23 protein-coding genes and 1 tRNA gene are annotated in these 21,079 nt (G+C 70.9%); 14 read left to right on the forward strand and 10 right to left on the reverse strand.

The features are described 5' to 3' along the window. Window positions 1–5: 5 nt before the first annotated feature. Genes ACTIR_RS0119415 through dnaK form a run of 4 tightly spaced genes read right to left on the reverse strand, consistent with a single transcriptional unit; the run spans window position 6 to window position 4,298 of the window. Window positions 6–449 (reverse strand): heat shock protein transcriptional repressor HspR, encoded by a 444-nt coding sequence (locus tag ACTIR_RS0119415; protein ID WP_007023338.1) that lies wholly within the window; start codon window positions 447–449, stop codon window positions 6–8. Between the two features lie 7 nt (window positions 450–456). Next, the gene (gene dnaJ / locus ACTIR_RS0119420; protein WP_026455520.1) at window positions 457–1,659 is read right to left on the reverse strand and encodes a molecular chaperone DnaJ; all 1,203 of its coding nucleotides are present in this window, start codon (window positions 1,657–1,659) and stop codon (window positions 457–459) included. 27 nt (window positions 1,660–1,686) lie between these two features. Next, window positions 1,687–2,430 (reverse strand): nucleotide exchange factor GrpE, encoded by a 744-nt coding sequence (gene grpE, locus ACTIR_RS0119425; protein WP_026455521.1) that lies wholly within the window; start codon window positions 2,428–2,430, stop codon window positions 1,687–1,689. Next, the gene (gene dnaK / locus ACTIR_RS0119430; protein ID WP_026455522.1) at window positions 2,427–4,298 is read right to left on the reverse strand and encodes a molecular chaperone DnaK; all 1,872 of its coding nucleotides are present in this window, start codon (window positions 4,296–4,298) and stop codon (window positions 2,427–2,429) included. The genes grpE and dnaK overlap by 4 nt, the downstream gene beginning before the upstream one ends. 347 nt (window positions 4,299–4,645) lie before the next feature. Here dnaK and ACTIR_RS0119435 point away from each other — a divergent pair, with 347 nt between their 5' ends. The 3 genes from ACTIR_RS0119435 (at window position 4,646) to ACTIR_RS0119445 (ending at window position 6,732) form a co-directional block, all read left to right on the forward strand. Next, a complete protein-coding gene (locus ACTIR_RS0119435) occupies window positions 4,646–5,185 on the forward strand; it encodes a YbhB/YbcL family Raf kinase inhibitor-like protein (RefSeq protein WP_026455523.1) in 540 nt (179 codons plus the stop codon). Window positions 5,186–5,305: 120 nt separating this feature from the next. Beyond that, window positions 5,306–5,836 (forward strand): hypothetical protein, encoded by a 531-nt coding sequence (locus tag ACTIR_RS0119440; RefSeq protein ID WP_026455524.1) that lies wholly within the window; start codon window positions 5,306–5,308, stop codon window positions 5,834–5,836. Window positions 5,837–5,958: 122 nt separating this feature from the next. Beyond that, the gene (locus ACTIR_RS0119445) at window positions 5,959–6,732 is read left to right on the forward strand and encodes an IclR family transcriptional regulator (RefSeq protein WP_026455525.1); all 774 of its coding nucleotides are present in this window, start codon (window positions 5,959–5,961) and stop codon (window positions 6,730–6,732) included. 85 nt (window positions 6,733–6,817) lie between these two features. Here the strand turns inward: ACTIR_RS0119445 and ACTIR_RS0119450 are convergent, their stop codons facing one another. Next, window positions 6,818–7,378 carry a TetR/AcrR family transcriptional regulator gene (locus tag ACTIR_RS0119450; protein ID WP_026455526.1) on the reverse strand — a complete coding sequence of 187 codons (561 nt, stop codon included), beginning with the start codon at window positions 7,376–7,378 and terminating at the stop codon, window positions 6,818–6,820. A 54-nt stretch (window positions 7,379–7,432) separates the two neighbouring features. Beyond that, the gene (locus ACTIR_RS0119455) at window positions 7,433–7,756 is read right to left on the reverse strand and encodes a DMT family transporter (RefSeq protein ID WP_026455527.1); all 324 of its coding nucleotides are present in this window, start codon (window positions 7,754–7,756) and stop codon (window positions 7,433–7,435) included. Window positions 7,757–7,922: 166 nt separating this feature from the next. On the opposite strand from ACTIR_RS0119455, the gene ACTIR_RS0119460 reads away from it, so the two are divergent. The 4 genes from ACTIR_RS0119460 (at window position 7,923) to ACTIR_RS0119475 (ending at window position 13,395) form a co-directional block, all read left to right on the forward strand. Beyond that, the gene (locus ACTIR_RS0119460; RefSeq protein WP_026455528.1) at window positions 7,923–10,289 is read left to right on the forward strand and encodes a (Fe-S)-binding protein; all 2,367 of its coding nucleotides are present in this window, start codon (window positions 7,923–7,925) and stop codon (window positions 10,287–10,289) included. Between the two features lie 142 nt (window positions 10,290–10,431). Further along, window positions 10,432–11,097 carry a DUF742 domain-containing protein gene (locus ACTIR_RS25600; RefSeq protein WP_026455529.1) on the forward strand — a complete coding sequence of 222 codons (666 nt, stop codon included), beginning with the start codon at window positions 10,432–10,434 and terminating at the stop codon, window positions 11,095–11,097. Between the two features lie 77 nt (window positions 11,098–11,174). After that, window positions 11,175–11,780, forward strand: a complete 606-nt coding sequence (locus ACTIR_RS0119470; RefSeq protein WP_026455530.1) for a TetR/AcrR family transcriptional regulator — start codon at window positions 11,175–11,177, stop codon at window positions 11,778–11,780. Continuing rightward, on the forward strand, window positions 11,764–13,395 hold the full coding sequence (locus tag ACTIR_RS0119475) for an acyl-CoA dehydrogenase family protein (protein WP_026455531.1): 1,632 nt from the start codon (window positions 11,764–11,766) through the stop codon (window positions 13,393–13,395). The genes ACTIR_RS0119470 and ACTIR_RS0119475 overlap by 17 nt, the downstream gene beginning before the upstream one ends. A gap of 117 nt (window positions 13,396–13,512) precedes the next feature. Here ACTIR_RS0119475 and ACTIR_RS27610 read toward each other — a convergent pair whose 3' ends face one another. Next, a complete protein-coding gene (locus tag ACTIR_RS27610; RefSeq protein WP_233345952.1) occupies window positions 13,513–13,863 on the reverse strand; it encodes a CAP domain-containing protein in 351 nt (116 codons plus the stop codon). Here ACTIR_RS27610 and ACTIR_RS27615 point away from each other — a divergent pair. Continuing rightward, entirely contained in the window at window positions 13,847–14,215 is a 369-nt protein-coding gene (locus ACTIR_RS27615; protein ID WP_233345953.1) for a hypothetical protein, read from the forward strand. The genes ACTIR_RS27610 and ACTIR_RS27615 overlap by 17 nt on opposite strands. A 254-nt stretch (window positions 14,216–14,469) precedes the next feature. On the opposite strand, the gene dcd is transcribed toward ACTIR_RS27615, so the two are convergent. Continuing rightward, window positions 14,470–15,057, reverse strand: a complete 588-nt coding sequence (dcd, locus tag ACTIR_RS0119485) for a dCTP deaminase (protein ID WP_007023352.1) — start codon at window positions 15,055–15,057, stop codon at window positions 14,470–14,472. Window positions 15,058–15,213: 156 nt separating this feature from the next. On the opposite strand from dcd, the gene ACTIR_RS0119490 reads away from it, so the two are divergent. Next, window positions 15,214–15,711 (forward strand): DinB family protein, encoded by a 498-nt coding sequence (locus ACTIR_RS0119490; RefSeq protein WP_026455533.1) that lies wholly within the window; start codon window positions 15,214–15,216, stop codon window positions 15,709–15,711. A 46-nt stretch (window positions 15,712–15,757) separates the two neighbouring features. Here ACTIR_RS0119490 and ACTIR_RS0119495 read toward each other — a convergent pair whose 3' ends face one another. Further along, on the reverse strand, window positions 15,758–17,005 hold the full coding sequence (locus ACTIR_RS0119495; protein WP_026455534.1) for an oxygenase MpaB family protein: 1,248 nt from the start codon (window positions 17,003–17,005) through the stop codon (window positions 15,758–15,760). Window positions 17,006–17,170: 165 nt separating this feature from the next. Between ACTIR_RS0119495 and ACTIR_RS0119500 the strand changes: the two genes are divergently transcribed. The 4 genes from ACTIR_RS0119500 (at window position 17,171) to ACTIR_RS0119515 (ending at window position 18,896) form a co-directional block, all read left to right on the forward strand. Then, window positions 17,171–17,244: transfer RNA gene (locus tag ACTIR_RS0119500), tRNA-Gly, on the forward strand. A gap of 195 nt (window positions 17,245–17,439) precedes the next feature. After that, window positions 17,440–17,925, forward strand: a complete 486-nt coding sequence (locus tag ACTIR_RS0119505) for a hypothetical protein (RefSeq protein WP_026455535.1) — start codon at window positions 17,440–17,442, stop codon at window positions 17,923–17,925. A 54-nt stretch (window positions 17,926–17,979) separates the two neighbouring features. Then, window positions 17,980–18,525: a DUF3558 domain-containing protein gene (locus ACTIR_RS25605; RefSeq protein WP_084789617.1), complete on the forward strand. Its 546-nt coding sequence runs from the start codon at window positions 17,980–17,982 to the stop codon at window positions 18,523–18,525. A 2-nt stretch (window positions 18,526–18,527) separates the two neighbouring features. Beyond that, on the forward strand, window positions 18,528–18,896 hold the full coding sequence (locus ACTIR_RS0119515; protein WP_233345954.1) for a hypothetical protein: 369 nt from the start codon (window positions 18,528–18,530) through the stop codon (window positions 18,894–18,896). Between the two features lie 60 nt (window positions 18,897–18,956). On the opposite strand, the gene ACTIR_RS0119520 is transcribed toward ACTIR_RS0119515, so the two are convergent. Continuing rightward, a complete protein-coding gene (locus ACTIR_RS0119520; RefSeq protein ID WP_084789619.1) occupies window positions 18,957–20,138 on the reverse strand; it encodes an HNH endonuclease signature motif containing protein in 1,182 nt (393 codons plus the stop codon). A gap of 250 nt (window positions 20,139–20,388) precedes the next feature. Here ACTIR_RS0119520 and ACTIR_RS0119525 point away from each other — a divergent pair, with 250 nt between their 5' ends. Then, window positions 20,389–20,970, forward strand: a complete 582-nt coding sequence (locus ACTIR_RS0119525) for a DUF4352 domain-containing protein (protein WP_026455539.1) — start codon at window positions 20,389–20,391, stop codon at window positions 20,968–20,970. The last annotated feature ends 109 nt before the right edge of the window (window positions 20,971–21,079 follow it).

Consider the following 21,079-nt stretch of genomic DNA (forward strand, 5'->3'; position numbering starts at 1 on the left):
GGCGGTCAGCGGCGGCGGTCCGGGCGCCAGACGACCAGGGCGTTGCGACGGGCGGGCACGAGGTCCCTGCGGTAGGAGGCGTGGACGGCCGCCGCGGCCTGCTCGGCGGCCGCGTAGGCCGCGGCGAGCTCCTCGTTCAGCTCGGTCACCCGCTGTTGCAGGGCCTCGACCTGGTTCTCCAGTTCGATGATCCGTTTGATCCCGGCGAGGTTGACCCCCTCCTCCTGGGACAGGCGCTGGACCTCCCGCAGCTGCGCGATGTCCCGCAGCGAGTACCGCCTGCCCCCTCCCGGGGTGCGGCCGGGACACACCAGACCCAGGCGGTCATAGGAGCGCAGGGTCTGCGCGTGCAGCCCGGACAACTGCGCCGCCACCGAGATCACGAAGACCGGCGTGTCCTCGTCCGCACCGTGCGGCAATCCTCCCGGCAGACCGGAACCACCGAACATGCACGCCTCACTCCCTGTCTCGCAACAGCGCGGTGATCTCGGGCCGTGGATCCGTGTCCGCGACCGTCTCGGCGTAGCGCTCCAGCGCCTTCCTGGCCTTCGCGTCCAGCTTACCGGGCACCACAACCTGCACCGTGACCAGAAGATCGCCCTGGGTGCCGTCCCGCCGGGTGATGCCCTTGCCGCGCACCCGCAGGACCCGCCCGCTCGACGTCCCCGCGGGGACCTTCAGCGAGACCTTGGAGTCCAGGGTCGGGACGGTCACGGTCGTGCCGAGCGCGACCTCGCTGAAGTCCATCGGCACGGTGATCGTCAGGTCGTTGCCGGACCGGCCGAAGACCTCGTGCGGCCGGACGTGGACGCGCACGTACAGATCCCCGGCGGGAGCGCCACCCCGGCCGGGCTCGCCCTGGCCCGCCAGCCGGATGCGCTGGTTGTCGTCCACGCCCGGCGGGATCCGCACGGTCAGCGTCCGGGTGCGGTCGCTGACCCCTTCGCCGCCGCACTCCTGGCAGGGCTGGTCGATGATCGTGCCGCGACCGCGGCAGTCCCGGCACGGCTCGGAGAAGGCGAACGCGCCCTGGCTGCGGTTGACCAGGCCCACACCCGAACAGGTCGGGCAGGTGCGGGGGCTGGTGCCCGGACGGGCGCCGTTGCCGTGGCAGGTACCGCAGGTCGCCGGGCTGGACAGCCGCAGCGGCAGGGTCGCACCCCGCACCGCCTCGGCGAACTCGATGCGCACGTCGGTCTCCACGTCCGCGCCGCGCTGGCCGCGGGTCGCCGTGCCCGCACCACCGCCGCGACGGCCGAAGAGATTGCCCAGCATGTCACCGAGACCACCGAAGCCGGCACCGCCACTCGTGGTGCCCTGCCCGAAGATGTCGCCGAGGTCGAAGCCACCCGCTCCCCCGGGGCCGCCGGGGCCACCGCCGCGGCCGCCGCCGGGGAAGTTGAAGCCGCCCGCGCCCCCGGAGCCGAAGAGGCTGCGCGCCTCGTCGTACTCCTTGCGCTTGTCGGGGTCGGACAACACACCATAGGCCTCCGAGACGGCCTTGAACCGGCGTTCGGCCTCCTCGTCACCGGGGTTGGCGTCCGGGTGGTTCTCCCTGGCGAGCTTGCGGTACGCCTTCTTGATCTCGTCGGCGGAAGCGTCGGAGGAGACGCCCAACTCGCGGTAGAAGTCCTTGTCGATCCATTCCCTCGCACTCATCGGGCGTCCCCTCCCTCCGGCTTCTCGTCAGCGCGCGTTCTCATCGGTGTCGACGGGCAGCTCGCCCTCGACGGGTGCGTCCACGGGGGCGGTGCCGGGCCCCCCGTCCGCCGCGGTGTCCGCGCCCCCGGCCTGCGCGGGCTCGTGATCGGTCACCGCGACCAGCGCGGAGCGCAGCACCCGGTCGCCGAGCCGGTACCCCCGACGGAGCACCGTCGTCACGGTCGGACCGTCGACCTCGGGCGAGGTGTCGTGCTGCACCGCCTCGTGGACACTCGGGTCGAAGGTCTCGCCCTCCAGAGCGAAGGACTCCAGGCCCTCCTTCTCCAGCACGCCCACGAGCTTGTCCGCCACGGCCTTGAACGGGCCGGTGAGGTCGCCGTGCGCCTCCGCCCGCTCCAGGTCGTCCAGCAACGGGAGGAGGTCACCGACCACCGACGCCTTGCCGGACTCCGCCATGGACTCCCGCTCGCGGTCCACCCGCCTGCGGTAGTTGGCGTACTCGGCCTGCACGCGCTGGAGGTCGGCGGTGCGCTCCTGCAGCTGCTTCTCCACGTCCGAGATCGGCGCGGCCGTCTCGTCCACGGTGCCCTCCACCGGGGGCGGTCCGGAGGCGTCCGCCGCGAACCCCTCCGGACCCTCCTGCTCCGGGTACCCCTCGCCGTCCTCCGACGGGCGGGGCTGCCCGGTCTCCGGGTCGACCTTCCGCCGGTCCCGCACGACCACCGGCTCCTCTTCCAGTTCCTGCTCGAACTCGTCGCGCTCGGTCACTTCTTGTCGTCCTCGTCGACGATCTCGGCGTCCACGACGTCGTCATCCTTGCCGGAGGCGCCACCGGAGGTGCCGCCCGCCGTGCCGGTCGCGCCCGCGTCGGCACCGTCGGCGCCACCCTGGGCGCCGGTGTCCGCGTACAGCGCGGTGGCCAGCTCCTGCGAGGCGGAGTTCAGCTTCTCCATCGACTCGCGGATCTTGGCGGTGTCGTCGCCCTTGAGCGCCTCGTTGGCCTCGTCGATCGCGGTCTTGACCTTGCCCTTGAGCTCCTCGGGCAGCTTCTCGTCGTTGTCGGCGACGAACTTCTCGGTCTGGTAGACCAGCGTCTCCGCCTGGTTGCGGGTCTCGGCCTCCTCGCGGCGCTGGCGGTCCTCCTCCGCGTGCGCCTCGGCATCCTTGACCATCTGGTCGATGTCCTCCTGCGGGAGGGCGGAGCCACCAGTGATCTTGATGCTCTGCTCCTTGCCCGTGCCGAGGTCCTTCGCCGTCACGTGCACGATGCCGTTGGCGTCGATGTCGAACGTGACCTCGATCTGCGGCACGCCCCGCGGCGCGGGCGGGATCCCGGTGAGCTCGAAGCTGCCGAGCTTCTTGTTGTGCGCGGCGATCTCGCGCTCACCCTGGAAGACCTGGATCTGCACCGACGGCTGGTTGTCGTCGGCCGTGGAGAAGATCTCGCTGCGCTTGGTCGGGATGGTGGTGTTGCGTTCGATCAGCTTGGTGAACACGCCACCCTTGGTCTCGATACCCAGCGACAGCGGGGTCACGTCCAGCAGCAGGACGTCCTTGACCTCGCCCTTGAGCACACCGGCCTGCAGCCCGGCGCCGACGGCGACGACCTCGTCCGGGTTCACGCCCTTGTTCGCGTCCTTGCCGCCGGTCAGCTCCTTGACCAGGTCGGCGACGGCGGGCATCCGGGTGGAGCCACCCACCAGCACCACGTGGTCGATCTCGCCGACCGAGATGCCGGCGTCCCGCACCACGTTGTTGAACGGCGCCTTGGTGCGCTCCAGCAGGTCGGAGGTGATCCGCTGGAACTCCGCACGGGACAGCGTCTCGTCCAGGAACAGCGGATTCTTGTCCGCGTCGACCGTGATGTAGGGCAGGTTGATGTTCGCGCTGCCGGAGCTGGACAGCTCGATCTTGGCCTTCTCCGCGGCCTCCTTGATGCGCTGCAGCGCCATCCGGTCCTTGGTCAGGTCGATGCCGTGCGAGGCCTTGAACTTGTCCACCAGCCAGTCGACGATGCGCTCGTCCCAGTCGTCACCACCGAGGTGGTTGTCACCGCTGGTGGCGCGGACCTCGACCACACCCTCGCCGATCTCCAGCAGCGACACGTCGAAGGTGCCGCCACCGAGGTCGAAGACCAGGATGGTCTGTTCCTTCTCGCCCTTGTCCAGCCCGTACGCCAGCGCGGCCGCGGTGGGCTCGTTGACGATGCGCAGCACGTTCAGCCCGGCGATCTGGCCGGCCTCCTTGGTGGCCTGACGCTGGGCGTCCTCGAAGTACGCCGGCACGGTGATGACCGCGTCCGTGACGTCGTCACCCAGGTAGGCCTCGGCGTCGCGCTTGAGCTTCATCAGCACGCGCGCGCTGATCTCCTGCGGCGTGTACTGCTTGTCGTCGATCTCGGTCTTCCAGTCGGTGCCCATGTGCCGCTTGACCGACCGGATCGTGCGGTCGACGTTGGTGACCGCCTGGTTCTTCGCGGGCTGACCCGTGAGCACCTCGCCGTTCTTGGCGAAGGCGACCACCGACGGGGTGGTCCTCGACCCCTCGGAGTTGGCGATGACCGTCGGCTCGCCGCCTTCCAGAACGGAGACGACCGAGTTGGTCGTGCCGAGGTCGATGCCGACCGTTCGCGCCATGTGTCTTTCCCTCCTGCTTGCTCGTCCACCGGGGCGACCGCCGGGGTGTGGTGGCCGCGTGTCCTCGGCGGCGTCGCGTCCTCGCTGTTGTACTCAGATGCCGCATCAACCTTGAGTAGTGCTTACTCAAGTTGTACCCAATCATCCGATCGGACGTCAAACCGTAGTTGAGTGAGCGACGCTCAAGGTTTCTGCATCTTCCAACGTCGGAGCCCATCGGGTTGTTCCCGTCCGCCCCGCCCGAAGGCGTACTGATCGCCGGATCACTAGCCTGACCGTCAGCGGACGACGCACGGACGCGGTCCGGACACGGAGCGGTCCGCACACCGACTTCGACGGAGGTAGGCATGACACAGGCGCAGAATCCGTACGACTTCCTGCCGCAGGTGCCCTCGTTCACCGTGCGCAGTGACGACGTCACCGACGGCGCGACGATGCCGGTACCCCAGCGCAGCGGCGTCATGGGGGCGGGTGGTGAAGACCGCTCCCCCCACCTCGCGTGGGAGGCATTCCCCGAGGGCACGAAGAGCTTCGCGGTGACCTGCCTCGACCCGGACGCCCCGACCGGCAGCGGATTCTGGCACTGGGCGGTGTTCAACATCCCGGCCTCGGTCACCGAACTGCCCTCCGGGGCGGGGGACGCGGACGGTTCCGGGCTCCCCGGGGGAGCGACGATGCTGCGGACCGACGCCGGGATCCGGCAGTACGTGGGGGCCGCCCCGCCCCCCGGGCACGGCCCGCACCGCTACATCTTCGCCGTGCACGCCCTCGACGTGGAGTCGCTCGAGGTCGGCGACGAGGCCACGCCCGCCTTCCTCGGCTTCAACATGTTCGGGCGCACCCTCGGCCGCGCCCTGCTCACCCCGGTCTACGAGATCCAGGGCTGAGCGGACCGGCGGCCCCGGATCCCGCCCCCGGGCCGCCCGCTCGGCGGCACCCGGGGGCCGGTCCGGCAACGATCCGGAAACCGGCACCCACCGGGTGTCCCGGGACGGCACGCTGAGCGCATGACCACCCGACTGTGGAGACGTGTCGCGCTGCTGTCCGGAGTCCTCGCCCTGGCCGCGGCACCGGCCGGCTGCGGCACGGCCGACCGGGCGGAGGAACCCGCCGGCCGACCCGGTCCCGACCGGGCCGCCGACGCACCGGGTCCGAGCACGCACGGGGCGCCCGGCACCCGGGACGATGTCCCGCCGAACGGTCCGCCGAACCACGCGGACAACCGGGCGTGGAGGCAACGGCACGAGCTGTCCGCGGCCGATCGGGCCGTCGCCGAGGACGCGGCCGAGCGCATCGTCGAGGCGCTCACCCCGCTGCACGGCAACGGCGAGTACGCACCCGGGAGGGTCGCCTCGGCGATCGAGGCGACCGGTTTCCCCTCCGGGGCGATCACGACGGTTCCCGCGGGGACCATGCCCGGCACGCACTTCGGCGTCCAACGCGGCTGCGTGGTCGGCACGATGCGGCCCGACCGGCTCTCGGCCACGGCGAAGGGCGCGGCGGCCGAGTTCGGTTGCCTGGAACCCTCCTCCCACTGACGGGCCCGGCACCGACCGGGCCGCGGCGTCCGCGTGCGGTGGCGCGGGCGCGCGGACGGTTCGTATCCTCGGGCGAACCGTGACCTCCCCCGTCACGGCCCGAGCCGGCCCGGAGGTGTGCGATGAGCGTGGATGTTCCGCAGGGCCGCGGCCTGGTGGGTTCCGCCCGGCGCGCACTCCGGGTGCTGGAGATCGTGGCCGCCGAGGGGGACGGCGTCTCGGCCAAGGCGGTCGCCCGGAAGACGGGCTACACGCTGTCCACGACGTACCACCTGCTCAACACCCTCGTCCACGACGGCTACCTGGTCCGGCTGGGCCACGGACGTGGGTTCGGCCTCGGCTACAAGCTCGGCCCGCTCTTCGAGCGGCTGTGCACCCAGCTCGACGTCGACCGGGTCGTCCGCGACGAACTGAGTGCCCTGCACCAGCGGGTCGGCGCGGCGGCCTACTACACGGTGCTGCGGGACTGCGACGTCGTCGTCGCCGCCGTGGCGGACTCCCCGGAGCATCCCCGGGCCCAGCCCGTCGACTTCGGGTTCGACGAGGCGGCCCACGCCACCGCGTACGGCAAGGTCCTGCTGGCCGCGTTGCCCACCCGGCGGCGCCGGGAGTACCTCGCCGGCGCCGGGATGCCCCGGCTGACCGAGCGCACGACCGTGCGGCTGCGCGACCTGGACGACGAGCTCGAACAGGTACGCCACCGCGGCTGGGCGCAGGACGTCGAGGAGTTCCAGCCCGGGCTCGCGTGCGTGTCCGCCCCGGTGGTCCGGCCGGACGAACGGATCACCGCCGCCGTCGCGTTCTCCGTTCCGCTCGCCGACTTCGCCGCCCGGGGGACCACCCTGCACCGACACGCCACGGAGGCGGCCGCCCGGCTGTCCACCCTGTTGTCCTGACCGCCGGCGCTCCCGCGTCGACTCGCTGTCTTGGAGCGTCGACTCGCTGTCTTGGAGTGGCGACTCGCGGGCCGGCGGGGTTCGGTCAGCGGGGTTCGAGGAGGTAGTCGACGACCGGGCGCAGTTCGTCGGCGGTCGGGGGTTCGTCGTCGATGAGGCCCTGGATCAGCAGGCCGTCGATGCCGGCGAGGAAGGCGCGGAAGGCGACCATGTCGTCGTGCCGGACCATGGACGTGAGCACGTCCAGCCACCGGCGGGCGGCGGGGCGCAGCTCCGGGCGACGGGAGGCCAGCAGGTACAGCTCGTACTCGGCCATCGTGCGGCCCCGCCGGGGGCCGATCGCCTCCGCCAGCAGGTTCGCCACCTCCTCGGCGCCACCGCTGCCCCGGGAGCGGGCCCGGTCGATCATCCAGTACACCTCGGTGGCCATGTCCCGCGCGCAGGTGATCAGCGTGGCGATGAGCAGCTCGTCGAGGTTCGCGAAGTGGTAGGTCGTCGAGGTGGTGGGCACGCCCGCCTCCTTCGCGACCGTGCGGTGGGTGACCCCCGCGACGCCGTCCCGCTCGATGACCCGCAGGGTGGCCTCGATGATCTCGTTCCGACGCTTCTCGCCCTTGGCCTTGCGTCCGTCGACCTCACGTCGCACCGCGCCACTCCAGCCCGCTCGGCGATCCCGGGGCCGCCCCAACACCCGCGGGCCTCACGCGCGCCCCAGTTCGAGCAGCACGACACCGCCGATGACCAGCAACAACCCGAGGATCATCGTGATGTTCATCGTCTCGCCCAGGAACAGCGTGCCGATCAGGGCGACCAGGGCCACCCCGAGCGCCGCCCACACCGCGTAGGCCACCCCGACCGGCATCCCCAGGGCGAGCACCCGGCCCAGGAGGAAGAAGGCGAGGCCGTAGGACACGACGACGACCACCGACGGCAGCAGCTTGCTGAACCCGTCGGAGAGCTTCAGGGACACGGTGCCGGTGACCTCGGCGGCGATGGCGACCGCGAGCAGGACGTAGACGACCACAGCTGTTAGAATACCTGAACGATAGTCCCAATACACGCGAGTTCTGCACCACATCTGTGGGACTTGTGGCGGCCCGGTGAGTTACTGATCAGTAGAACGCACTACCGTCTGCCGAAACTGCCTGCCGAACCCACCACGAAGTCCTCTCGACCGAAAGGCCCCGACCATGGGTGCACTGCAGATCACGATGGGCGCGATCGGCGTCGCCGCCAGTATCGCCGCCTGGTTCGTGTTCCTCTCCGGCGTTGTTCGCCAGGTTCGCATCATCCGACTCGGCCAGCCGGATGCCACGCGGAACGGTCCGTTCGTGCCTCGGATGCGCACCCTGATCAAGGAGTTCGCCGCGCACACCCGGATGAACAAGTTCCGCCACGTCGGCCCCTGGCACTGGCTGGTGATGTGGGGCTTCCTGCTCGGCTCGCTGGCGCTGTTCGAGGCCTACGGCGAGATCTTCGTGCCGGAGTTCGCGTGGCCGATCATCGGGCACTGGGCGCCGTGGCAGCTGCTGCTCGAACTGCTCGGCCTGGGCACCGTCGCAGGCGGGATCGCCCTGGCGATCATCCGCCAGCGCAACCACCCGCGCCGCGCCGACCAGCAGTCCCGCTTCGCGGGCTCGAACTTCGCGGCGGCCTACTTCGTCGAGGCCGTGGTGGTCATCGAGGGCCTGGGCATCCTCGGGGTGAAGGCGTTCAAGATCTCCAGCGGCATCGAGGACCCGGCGCTGTGGACCAGCTTCGTCACCCAGCCGCTCGCCGCGGTGCTGCCCTCGGCCACCGTCGCCGTGTCCGTGATGGCGCTGATCAAGCTGCTGTCCGGGATGATCTGGCTGGCCGTCGTCGGCCGGAACCTGACCTGGGGCGTGGCCTGGCACCGGTTCAGCGCGTTCTTCAACATCTACTTCAAGCGTTCCGACGACGGCAGCGTCGCGCTCGGCGCGCTCAAGCCGATGATGAGCGACGGCAAGCCGGTCGACTTCGACGAGGCCGACCCCGAGGAGGACGTCTTCGGCGCCGGACAGGTCGAGGACTTCTCCTGGAAGGGCTGGCTGGACTTCTCCACCTGCACCGAGTGCGGCCGGTGCCAGTCGCAGTGCCCGGCGTGGAACACCGGTAAGCCGCTGTCGCCGAAGCTGCTGATCACCCAGCTGCGCGACCACGCCTACGCCAAGGCCCCGTACCTGATGGCGGGCGGCAAGAAGGACATGACCGGCGAGGAGATCGGCCTCACCGGCGACAACCCGCACGCCGGGATCGACGTGCTCGCCCTCGCCGAGTCGGAGCGTCCGCTGGTCGGCACCGGCGACGACGGCGGCGTGATCGACCCGGACATGCTGTGGTCGTGCACCTCCTGCGGCGCCTGCGTCGAGCAGTGCCCGGTGGACATCGAGCACGTCGACCACATCGTCGACATGCGCCGCTACCAGGTGATGATCGAGTCGAACTTCCCGACCGAGCTGAACGGGATGTTCAAGAACCTGGAGAACAAGGGCAACCCGTGGGGCCAGAACGCCAAGGACCGGCTGGCCTGGACCGAGGACCTCGACTTCGAGGTGCCGGTCTTCGACGGGGAACTCGGTGACGCCGAGTACCTGTTCTGGGTCGGCTGCGCGGGCGCGTTCGAGGACCGTGCCAAGAAGACCACCCGCGCGGTGGCCGAGCTGCTGCACCACGCGGGCGTCAAGTACACCGTCCTCGGGCCGGAGGAGACCTGCACCGGCGACCCGGCGCGGCGCGCGGGCAACGAGTTCGTCTTCCAGATGCTGGCGCAGCAGAACGTCGAGGTGCTCAACTCGGTGTTCGAGGGTGTCGAGCAGAGCAAGCGCAAGATCGTGGTGACCTGTGCGCACTGCTTCAACACGCTCGCCAACGAGTACCCGGAGCTGGGCGGCAAGTACGAGGTCGTGCACCACACCCAGCTGCTGAACCGGCTGGTGCGGGAGAAGCGGCTCACCCCGATGGCGCCGGTCGCCGAGGACGTGACCTACCACGACCCGTGCTTCCTGGGCCGGCACAACAAGGTGTACGAGGCGCCCCGGGAACTGGTCGGCGCCTCCGGGGCGACCATGCGGGAGATGCCCCGGCACGGCGACCGCTCGATGTGCTGCGGCGCCGGTGGTGCGCGGATGTGGATGGAGGAGCGCATCGGCAAGCGCATCAACGTCGAGCGCGTGGACGAGGCGTTGGGCACCGCACCCGCCAAGATCGCGACCGGCTGCCCGTTCTGCCGCGTCATGCTCAACGACGGCGTGACCTCGCGCCAGAGCGACGGGGCGGCGAGCGAGGACGTCGAGGTGGTCGACGTCGCCCAGCTGCTGCTCTCCGCCGTCAAGCGCGGTGCGGGCGACGGGCAGAAGGTGCCCGCCTCCGTCGGCGCGGGTGAGGCCGACGGTGCGGCCGGTGCCGGCCAAGAGGTCGGCGGTGCGGCCGGAGCCGGCCAAGAGGTCGGCGGTGAGGCCGAGGCCGACGGCCGGGCCGACGTGCCGACGGACGAGACCGCCACGGGCACGCCCCAGCCGGACGAGGACAAGAAGTAACCACGCCGCGCGGGCGGCGACGGCTCCGGAGGAACTTCCGGTGTCCGTCGCCGCCCCCACCGGCGGCCCGATCCGGGTACCATCGCGCTCTCCCGGGCACAGTGCCCGGGCACGAGAGCAGCGACATGCGAGGCGGCACCGCATGGGTACCTCGGACGACGAGCCGGACCGGGCCGACGGCCACCCCGTCGGCCCCACAGGGGACTCCACCGCCGGGCCCGAGCCCCCGGCACACGACGGCACCGCCCCGGCGGACATCGACACCGCTACTGCGGAACCCGGCGACGCCACTACGAATCGCGGTGACGCCACGGTGGGCGGCGGGAGCCTGTTCGAACCCGCGCCCGGCCGGGGCACACCCCCCAGACCGGAACGGATCGTGATGTCCCCCGGGGACCCGCCGGACGCCGTCCGCGGGCACGACGACCGCGGGCACGACGACCCTGACCACGACCCGGACGAGTCGACCGTGCACCGGCTGCGCGCACGCCCGTACGTACTGACCAAGGGCCGCACGCACGCCCGGCCCGATCTCGCGGTGGAGACACTGGTCTCGACGGACCCGACCGCACCCTGGCACCGCCACCTCGGTGCACAGCACCAGGCCGTCCGCCGGTTGTGCGCGCAACCGAGGTCGGTCGCCGAGATCGCCGCGACCCTGTCGGTGCCGCTCGGCGTCGCCCGCGTGCTGGTCAGCGACCTCGCCGACACGGGATTCGTGCGGGTGCACGCCGCGCCCCCCACCTCCGGCGGTCGTCCCGGCCCCGAGCTGATGAACCGGGTGCTGGTCGGGCTGCAGCGGTTGTGACCCGCGGTCGGCGGGCGGGCCGGATCCGTGCCCGCGCCTCTTGCCTGAAGGACTGAATCAGTGCTTCACTTCCCGGTGTGGCCTACCGTCGCACCCCCGCCGTGCAGGCACGGCTCGACGCACAACGGGCGGCGATCCTCGACGCCGCCGTCGACCTGCTGTCCGAGTGCGGCTACGCCGGGTGCGCGATGACGGCGGTCGCCTCCCGGGCGGGGGTCGCCACCGGGACGCTCTACCGGCACTTCCCCGCCAAGGCGGACCTGGTCGCGGAGTTGTTCGGGCACGTCGTCGGCCGGGAGGTGGACGCCGTGCGCCGGGCGTCGGACACACCCGAGGACGCGGCCGAGCGGGTGGTCGCGGTGGTGCGCACCTTCGCCACCCGGGCACTCAAGTCGCCACGACTGGCCTACGCACTGCTGGCCGAGCCGGTCGACGCGCCGGTGGAACAGCGCCGCCTGGTGTTCCGCCGGGCCTTCCGCGACGTGATCGCCGGCTGTGTCCGGGACGGGGTCCGCGCCGGAACGCTTCCCGCCCAGGACGCGGAACTGACCGCCGCGGCGGTCGTCGGTGCCGCGGCCGAGATCCTGGCGGGCCCGCTCACCGGTGGCACGGCCACCTCCGTGGACGAGCTGTCCGCCTTCACCCTCCGCGCGTTAGGAGTACGCCATGCCACCGACCCATGAGGTGACCAACCAGGTACCCGCCCTCACCGACCACGACGTCGCCGAGGATCCCGCGCTGCTCGACGGTCTGCGCCGGGAGGGCGCGGGGTGGGCCGAGAGCGAGGTCCGCGAGCTCGGCGTGCTGGCGGGCGGCGAGCGGGCCCAGGAGTGGGGCAGGCTCGTCAACGAGAACCCGCCCGTGCTGCGCACCCACGACCGGGTGGGGCACCGGATCGACGAGGTCGAGTTCCACCCGCACTGGCACGACCTGATGACGGTGGCCGTCTCGCACGGCCTGCACGCCACACCGTGGAGCCAGGACCGGCCCGGCGCGCACGTGGCGCGCACGGCGAAGTTCTACGTGTGGAGTCAGGTGGAGGCGGGCCACACCTGCCCGATCTCGATGACCTACTCGGCCGTGCCCGCCCTGCGGCACAGCCCCGACCTGGCCGCGACCCTCGAACCGCTGCTGGCGGCCCCCGAGTACGACTACGGGTTGCGCACGCCCACCGGCAAGCGGGGCCTGATCGCGGGCATGTCGATGACCGAGAAGCAGGGTGGTTCGGACGTCCGCGCGAACACCACACGCGCCGAACCGACCGGCGACGGCGCCTACCGCCTCACCGGGCACAAGTGGTTCACCTCGGCCCCGATGTCGGACGTGTTCCTCACGCTGGCGCAGGCACCCGGCGGGTTGACCTGCCTGCTGGTCCCCCGCGTGCTGCCGGACGGCACCCGCAACCGCCTGCACCTGCAACGCCTGAAGGACAAGCTGGGCAACCGGTCCAACGCCTCCGCCGAGATCGAGTACGACGGTGCGCTCGGCTGGCCGGTCGGGGAGGAGGGCCGCGGGGTGCGCACCATCATCGAGATGGTGAACAACACCCGGCTGGACTGCGTCACCGGCACGGCCGCGGCCATGCGGTACGGCACCGTCCGGGCCGCGCACCACGCCCGGCACCGCGCGGCGTTCGGCACGACCCTGATCCGGCAACCCGCGATGGCGAACGTCCTGGCCGACCTGGCCGTCGAGGCCGAGGCGGCCACGACCGTGGCGCTGCGGCTGGCCGGGGCGAGCGAGCGTGCGAACGCGGGTGACCCGCGGGAGGCCGCCCTGCGCAGGCTCGCGTTGGCGGTGACGAAGTACTGGGTGTGCAAGCGCGGCCCCACCCACGCCGCCGAGGCGCTGGAGTGTCTCGGCGGCAACGGCTACGTCGAGGAGTCCGGGATGCCCCGGCTGTTCCGGGAGTCGCCGCTGGCGTCGATCTGGGAGGGTTCCGGCAACGTCGCCGCCCTGGACACCCTCCGGGCGATGGCGCGCGAGCCGGAGTCGGTCGAGGCGTTCCTCGCCGAGGTCGACGCGGCCGCGGGCGCCGACGCCCGGCTGGACGCGGCGATCACCGAGGTGCGCCGGGAGCTGGGCGACCTCGACGACGTCGAGTACCGGGCACGCCGGGTGGTCGAGCGGATGGCGCTGGTGCTGCAGGGGTCGCTGCTGGTGCGGCACGGGGACAAGGCCGTCGCCGACGCGTTCTGCGCGTCCCGCCTCGACGGTGATCGGGGCGCCGCGTTCGGCACCCTGCCGCGCGGGGTGGACACCGACGCCGTCCTCGCACGCACCGGGACCGGACGGTGAGGTCGGTGGTGGCGGGGCCGGTCCGCTCCGGCCGCACCACCACCGGTACTCCGGGGGCTCGGTCCCACGGGCTCGCTCACCACGGACCGGCCCCGCACCACGGGCTCAGCAGCCGACTCAGTAGCCGAAGTTCTGCGTCCAGTACCAGCCGGAGGTGTTCACCCCGACGCCGATGGTGTTGATCTCGCAGTTGAGGATGTTGGCGCGGTGTCCGTCGGAGGACATCCAGGCGTCCATCACGGCGTCGGCACTGGACATGCCCATCGCGATGTTCTCGGCGGCCGGATCGGGATAGCCCGCGTCCTCGATCCGTTCGTCGAAGCTGCGGCCGTCCGGTGCGTCGTGGCGCAGGTAGTCCTGCCGGGCCATGTCGTCGCTGTGCCGTTGGGCCGCGGTGGTGAGTCTGCCGTCCACCCGGACCGAATCACAGCCCGCCCGCGTGCGTTCGTCGTTGACCAGCTCGACCACCCGCTGGCGGTGCGCGGACGTGCCCGCGGGCGCCGAGGACCGCCCCCGGTCGGACGCCGCGGACCCGTCGGGCGTGGTCGTCGTGGCCGCCGACGAGGTGGAACTCTCCGTCGTGGTGGTCGGCGTCGTGGTGGTCGGGGCCGTGGTGGCGTCGTCGTCCGACGCCGGACTCCCGGTGCTTTCGGTCGTCGGGGTGCTGCTCGTCGTCTCCTGCGTGCTGGTCGGACCGGTCTCCGTGGAGGTGCGTGTGGCGGTATCGGCGTGTCCGCCCCCAGGGGAGTCGCCCGCGTCCTGTCCGGACGCCAGGGTGACGTCCGTGTCCGCTTCGGACGGTGTTAACCAGAACAGGTGACTTCCCGCAGCCGATGCCACGCCCACGAGCACACTCATCATCACCAACAGTGACCGGATGCGCGAATTCGGCGTAGACACAGTCGGCAAGCTACCACCCGGAAGAGGGTTATCAAACCGTGATGAGTCCGTCAGCCGGCCGTGTCGGCGCCCGATTGCGCGCGATCACCCCGCACCGGGACGTGCGGTGTCCGGGTGAGGGACCCGGGTGTACGGAGGCGGGCACGGACGTCGACGTCGTGCCGCGGCGCGTGCTCAGCGCCGGGTGTCCACCCGGTCGAAGTTCCGGTACGCGCGGCTCGGCGTCGGGCCCCGCTGGCCCTGGTACCGCGACCCGGCCTCGCTCGATCCGTAGGGAAACTCGGCGGCACTGGTCAGCCGGAACAGGCAGAGCTGCCCGATCTTCATCCCCGGCCACAACGTGATCGGCAGGTTCGCCACGTTGGACAGCTCCAGCGTGATGTGCCCGTTGAAACCGGGGTCGATGAAGCCCGCGGTCGAATGGGTCAGCAACCCGAGGCGCCCGAGCGAGGACTTGCCCTCCAGCCTGCCCGCGAGGTCGTCCGGCAGGGAGAAGATCTCGAACGTCGAGGCGAGCACGAACTCGCCGGGGTGCAGCACGAACGGGTCGTCGTCGGTGGCGTCCTTCTCCACCAGGGACGTGAGCTCGTCCTGCCGCAACTGCGGGTCGATGTGGGTGTACTTGCTGTTGTCGAAGACGCGGAAGAACCGGTCGAGGCGGACGTCGAGGCTGGACGGCTGCACCATCCCCTCGTGGAACGGGTCCACGTCCAGCCGCCCGGAGCGCAGCGCCGCACGCAGGTCACGGTCACTCAACAACACGCGCGACAGCCTATCCGGCGAACTACCCGTGACCGTCTTCCCCCGTGCGCGCGGCACGTCCGCTCCCCGCGGGGAGCGGACGCACGGCCGGCGGACCGGCTCCGGCACGGGATTTGCGTCCTTGTCCGCTCCCACGAACCGTGCCAGATTGACCCGGTGCCCCTTTCGACCACGACCACCACCGAGGACATCCTCGACGAGCCGCTGCGGGCCCAGCTGGACGTGTTCCTCGACGAGCACCGGACCGCGCTGAACAGCTCACTGGAGGGACTGACCGAAGAGCAGGCACGTCGATCGCTCGTGCCGTCGCGGACCACCCTGCTCGGTCTGGTCAAGCATGCCACCTTCGTCGAGAAGGTCTGGTTCGACAAGGCGATCACCTGCCGACCCCGGGAGGAGATCGGCATCGCGGCGACGCCGGACGAGTCGTTCGTGCTCACCGCGGAGGACACGATCGACAGCGTCCGCAGGCAGCACCGGGACGCCTGCGCGGCATCCCGCCGTGCGGTCGCGGACCTGGGCCTGGACGAGTACCTGCACGGCAACCGCCGGGGGCCTCTCCCGCTGCGCTGGGTGTACTTCCACGTCCTGCGCGAACTCGCGCAGCACTGCGGACACGCCGACATCCTGCGGGAACAGGTACTCGCCGGATAGCTGCCCGGTCACCCACCCGCGGCCCGGCGCGTCCCGCCCGGCCGCGTCACGCGGCCCGGGGCTTCGACGGACGCAGGTGCCGGGCGTAGGAGGGGTCGGGCGCGACCACCGAGCCCAGCAGCTCGGCGTAGCGTCGCCGCGCGAGCGCACCGAGACGTTCCTGGAGCGCGGTCGCTCCCGGCAGCCTCCGCCGCACCGTCTCGGCGGCGAAGGTGGTCGCGGCTCCCGCCACGACGGCGGCCCGGGCGAGGGGGTCGTCCGGCAGTTCCAGGTAGTCGGCGTTCGTCCGGCCCAGCACGAGCCTGCTGATCGCGGTGTGCACCCGGACCGAGAGCTCGGAGGCGACCTTCCCCAGCCGTCCCCGCCCCGCGCCGACCTCCGCGTGCGAGCGCACCAGCGCGGCGGCGAGCCGGCGGGAGTCGTCGTCCGGGATGAACTCGGTGGCCGCGAGCAGCCACAACAGCCGCCAGGCGTCGTCCTCGTCCGCCGGCAGCAGGGCCTCGTCCACACCCATGAGCCAGCCGACATAGCGCCACAGATGCAGGATGTCGGCACGCTCGGCCTCGGTGTAGCGGACGCCGAGCAGCCGCATCCCCACCAGGTACACCAGGGAGAACAGCAGGAGCGTGCCCACCGTCTGCACCTGGTTGATCGGCCGGTCCCACGCGGCGTAGTCCCAGTCCGGCCTGCGGTTCATCGCGGCACGGACGTGGGCGTGCACCAGCCGCACCCGCAGCGCGGAGGCCCAGCCCCGTTCGCCCCGGTGCAGCGCACCCGGCGTGGTGACGTCGAGCCACCAGTGCGTCGTCTCGATGAGCCTGCGGCCCGCGGCGTACTCGATCGCGCCGGTGCCGACCAGCGGCTTCGTGGCCCGGGAGGCGAGGTAGCCGCCCATCAGCGCCATGTCGCCGAGCGGGAACAGGCTCAGCACACCCGTCCGCACGATCGCGCGGGCACCCCGGTCGATCCGGTCGTGGTCGACCCAGTACGGCGTCGCCTCGACGGAGGCGACGAAGTCCACCAGCGGCCGCGGCGGGTCGTCCAGGCTGTCGAGACCGTTCTCGAGGGCCTGCTCGAACAGCGCGCGCCCGCGCCCCTTCGGCAGCTCGTCGAACAACGCGACGACGGCGTCGGCGAGGGGGTCCTCCGCCTGGGCGAACTCGCGCAGACGTTCCCGCTGCCGCTCGGTCCCCCGGATGTCGCGGGGGGCGAAGAACCTCGTGGCCAGGCGGAGGCCGCCCTGCCGGAGCAGGTCCGGGTCCGGCAGCCGCGCGTCGGGCTCGTCCGGCTTCATGCGCTCTCACCTGCCCTGCGGATACGCTCGGACAACAAGTGTTGTCACTTCGTGGCGCGGCCGTCAAGCGGGGCACACGGGACGGCCGGTATCCTGGACGGCGACGAGGCCGAGTGACCCCCGCTGTCGCCGAACGATCACGGCGTTGTAGGATGGGGCTCACATGCGGATGTAGTTCAATGGTAGAACATCAGCTTCCCAAGCTGAGAACGCGGGTTCGATTCCCGTCATCCGCTCCAGAGCGAGTTGTCGCAGCGCATCAGGGCCGCTTCCCCACCACGGGAGGCGGCCCTGATGCGTTCGGGCGGTCGATGATCCACGGCTGGCCGGTGACGACATCCCGTGTGCGGTGCACGCTGCGCGTCACCTTCTCCGACCACTGCACCTCGGATAGAGTGACGACGGAGCAGAAGCATCGGGGACCTGGGGGACCGATGACCGACGACGGTTTCTTCGACGAGAGTCAACCGACGGACACACGCGGGGACCCGGCGGGAGCTGGTCTCGCCGGCGGCGTGGCTGCGGGCATGACCATGGGAACCAACCTGAACGCCGACGCGGTCAACCGGATGAACGACGGCGCACGCGAGATGCTCGACTCGGTGAAGGGCGGAGGCTTCCGGATCACCGAGCGGGGCGTCGAACCCCTCCTGAAGGCGGTGCGCAACGCCCGCGACCGCTTCGGCAGCTTGCAGCTGAGCGTTGAAGTTCTTTCCCAGGAACCTCCACTCGGGAGTAGCCCGTACGCCCGACAGGTCGCCTCTCATGTACGGCAGAGTGCCGACGGCCCTGACGGCATCATCCCAGTGATGAGCTCATTGCTCGAGACTCTCAGGACGCTCGAAGAGACTCTGCTCCGAGCGTCGGGGCAGTACCGGGATGCAGAAGCGAACGCTGCGGCGCCGTGGGCGCAGGATTGAAGAACAGGGGTACCCCATTTGCGCAGTACCACCATAGTTCGGGTATTGCCCGTGATGCTGTCGCTTATCGCTATCGCGGCGTGTTCCCCGACCGAGGAGGGGCAGGCACGGCCCGAAGACCCCGACGGCACAGCACATGGATCCCTCGAACGTTCGACCGCACGGTCATCAACCCCAACCGGTGCGCCATCCGTCGAATTGGCCCGGACGAATCCGTGTTCACTGCTGTCCGCGGACGAGTTGAGCGACTACGGCGCGTTCAACGAGCCGACCAGTGAGGATATCGGTAGCGCACGAGCATGTCGTTACGAGCTCGACCGCCAAGGATCCCAACTCGAGGGGTTGCGGATTGCTACCGCGATTCGCGAGTCGACAGGGGTTTCTCAGGCTGTGGACCGAGGCATGGGGCTGCGCACCACAGAGGCGAACGGCCGACAACTCGCCCAGATTCCGAGCTCGGGTGGTTGCACAGTAGCCATCGGAGTCACCGATGCTTCCCGAGTCGACATCGTCATCAGTACCACGGCCGAGACCGAAAGTGCGTGCGAGATCGCGGACGAGCTCGCTGCTGTCGTGGAGCCGAAGCTGCCGAAGGGCTGACCGTGCCGGACATCATCGCCGCCATCGACGAGGCACTCGGTTGTCACGAGTGTGGTGGTCCGCTCGAGGGGTCGGTGGATCACGACTTCTGTTCGGAACGGTGCCACCGTGCATGGCACGGCCGCCGGGTCGGTGTCACGCCGGAGACGTCCCTGGATGAGCTCGTCCACGACATCCGTGTTCAGCTCGGTGCCGAGCACGTCGAGGTGCCCGCCGAGCGGCGCGAAGAGATCGGCCGGGCCCTCGACGAGGCCCGGCGACACCTGCCGGACGACGTCGTCAGCACACTGCGGTCGATCATGGAAACCGCACTCCGGGTCGACGCCGCGATCGGTGACCACGAGCAGCGTCGACAGCATTCATCGCACTGACCTCGGCTCCACGGGTGTGGCCGGGACCGCCACGGTGCGAGCGATACCCCCGCTTCCCGGTCAGAACGGTGGCGCATCGAGCGCCGGTTCGGGTTCGGTGGTGCGGGTGTGGCCGCTGGGGGTGTGGATGGTGAGGCGGTGGGTGGCGTGGTCGAGGTGGTAGGTCCAGCCGGGGGCGTCCTTGAGGCGGTGGTGTCGTCGGCAGAGTCCGACGAGGTTGTCGGGGGTGGTGCGGCCGCCCTGCCCGTTACCCCAGCCGGTCACGTGATCGAGGTCGGTGAATCGGCTGGGTCGGTGGCAGCCGGGGAATCGGCACTCGCGGTCGCGTATCCGGACGTGGTCGTCGGTGACCTTGGGTGGGCGGTAGCGTCGGCGCCCCGCGTCGATCGGTGCCCCCGTCCGCGGGTCGGTGATGATCCGCCGCCAGGTCGAGGCCGGGTCGAAGGCGATCTCGCGCGCGATGCGGGCAGGGAGGGGGCCGTGGCCGGCCAGGTCGGCGGGGCGGTCGTGGAGTCCGGTGAGTGTGTGCAGGTCGACGTGCACGAATACCTCCGCCCGTACCGGCGCAGGTGCCGTCGTTGTCGCGGTACGAGCAGTGCCCAGCAGGAGGTCGGTGAGCACGTCGGCCCGCAGCTGGTCGGTGCTGCGCTGCTCGCCCGTGCCCCGCAGTGAGCGGGCGGTGCGGTCGATGCGTGCGAAGGCCGCACTTGCCACCTCGGCGGGCAGGTCGGCGAACAACGTGGCCATGCCGTCGCTGCCGTGGACCAGTTCCACCCGGCGTTCGGCACGCCGCCTGCGGGCGCGCTCGGCGGCCCCATCCGGGTCGAGGCGGGCCACGGCCCGGTTCACCATCCGCCGGATCGCCCCCGGATCCCGGCCCGCGAGGCGGTCGGCCACCAGTGCATCCACCGCGCGTGCCGTCTCGTCCGACAGGCACGCGGTCGGCTCGGCCACCTTCGAGGCCTTGTACTCGTCGACGAGCCCCGCCTCCATCGCGGCCAGGGTCTGCGGCAGGCGCGTCACCAGGGTGACCGCCAGGTCGAGCCGGCGTCGCGCATGGTGCTCACTGATCGACAACACCAGGGCCAACTCCGCCGCCGCCTCCCGCGCCCCCGTACACCCCTGGTACCAGGCCGCGATCCGCCGGAGCTGGTGCGCCTCGATCCGAGCGCGCTGCTCCCCCAGCTCGTGCACGCGAACCAGCGGCCCACCGTCCGCCTCGACCTCTCTACTTTCGACCATGTGTTCGATTCTACGGAGAATGAGCTGGTCACACAGTCGCCGAAGAGTGTGATGTGTAGGTCCAACGGCTCCGCTCGTCCGTTTTTCGACCCGCCCGCGCGGGCGACGACGAGCCCTGCCCGGACGCGACGATCGCCCCTCGACGGACAGCCCGGGGAGTTCAACGCTGAAAGTGCAGGGCGGCCCCGGACGTACGCCGGCGAAGGCACCGTTCCGGGTCGCACGGAGTGAGGAGAGAAGATGATTTGAAATGACCGATCGGACGGACGGGAAACCCGTCCGGAAACGCCGACGGAAATGGCCGTGGGCGCTCGCGCTCGTGGCGGTGCTGGGCATCGTCATCGCCGTGGTCACGAACACGACGGGTGGCGACACCGACACCGACACCGACACCGCGAACGTCCCGGAGCAGGAAAGTCCCGCCGGACCGGAGGTGGAGACCGCGGGCATCGGGCAGCCGGTACGCGACGGGACGTTCGAGTTCACGGTCACCGGGGTCGAGCACCGCGACTCGGTCGGCGATCCCTACCTGGCCCAGCAGGCCCAGGGACAGTATGTCGTCGTCACCGTGCGGGTGAGCAACATCGGTGATCAGCAAGGATTCTTCACCGACAGCGATCAGTACCTGCTCGACGCGAACAACCGGCAGTACTCGGCCGATTCGGTCGCCGGCACGTCGATCTCCGGCAACGACGTGCTCTACAACCCGATCAATCCGGGCAACAACGTGGAGGGGCGGCTCGTCTTCGACGTTCCCCCCGACACGACCACCGACCGGATCGAACTGCACGATTCCTTCATGAGCGAGGGAGCCGTGGTCGATCTGCGCTGACAGGCGACGGGCGGGCGGACCCGCACCGACCCGCCCACGCTCATCCGCGCCTCCGCCCGGCGGCTGGAACCCCTGCCTGCCCGGGCGGCTACGGCCCCGCCGGCCCCCG

This window comes from Saccharomonospora iraqiensis subsp. iraqiensis, from assembly GCF_000430445.1.
In the GTDB taxonomy this organism is placed as follows: domain Bacteria; phylum Actinomycetota; class Actinomycetes; order Mycobacteriales; family Pseudonocardiaceae; genus Saccharomonospora; species Saccharomonospora iraqiensis.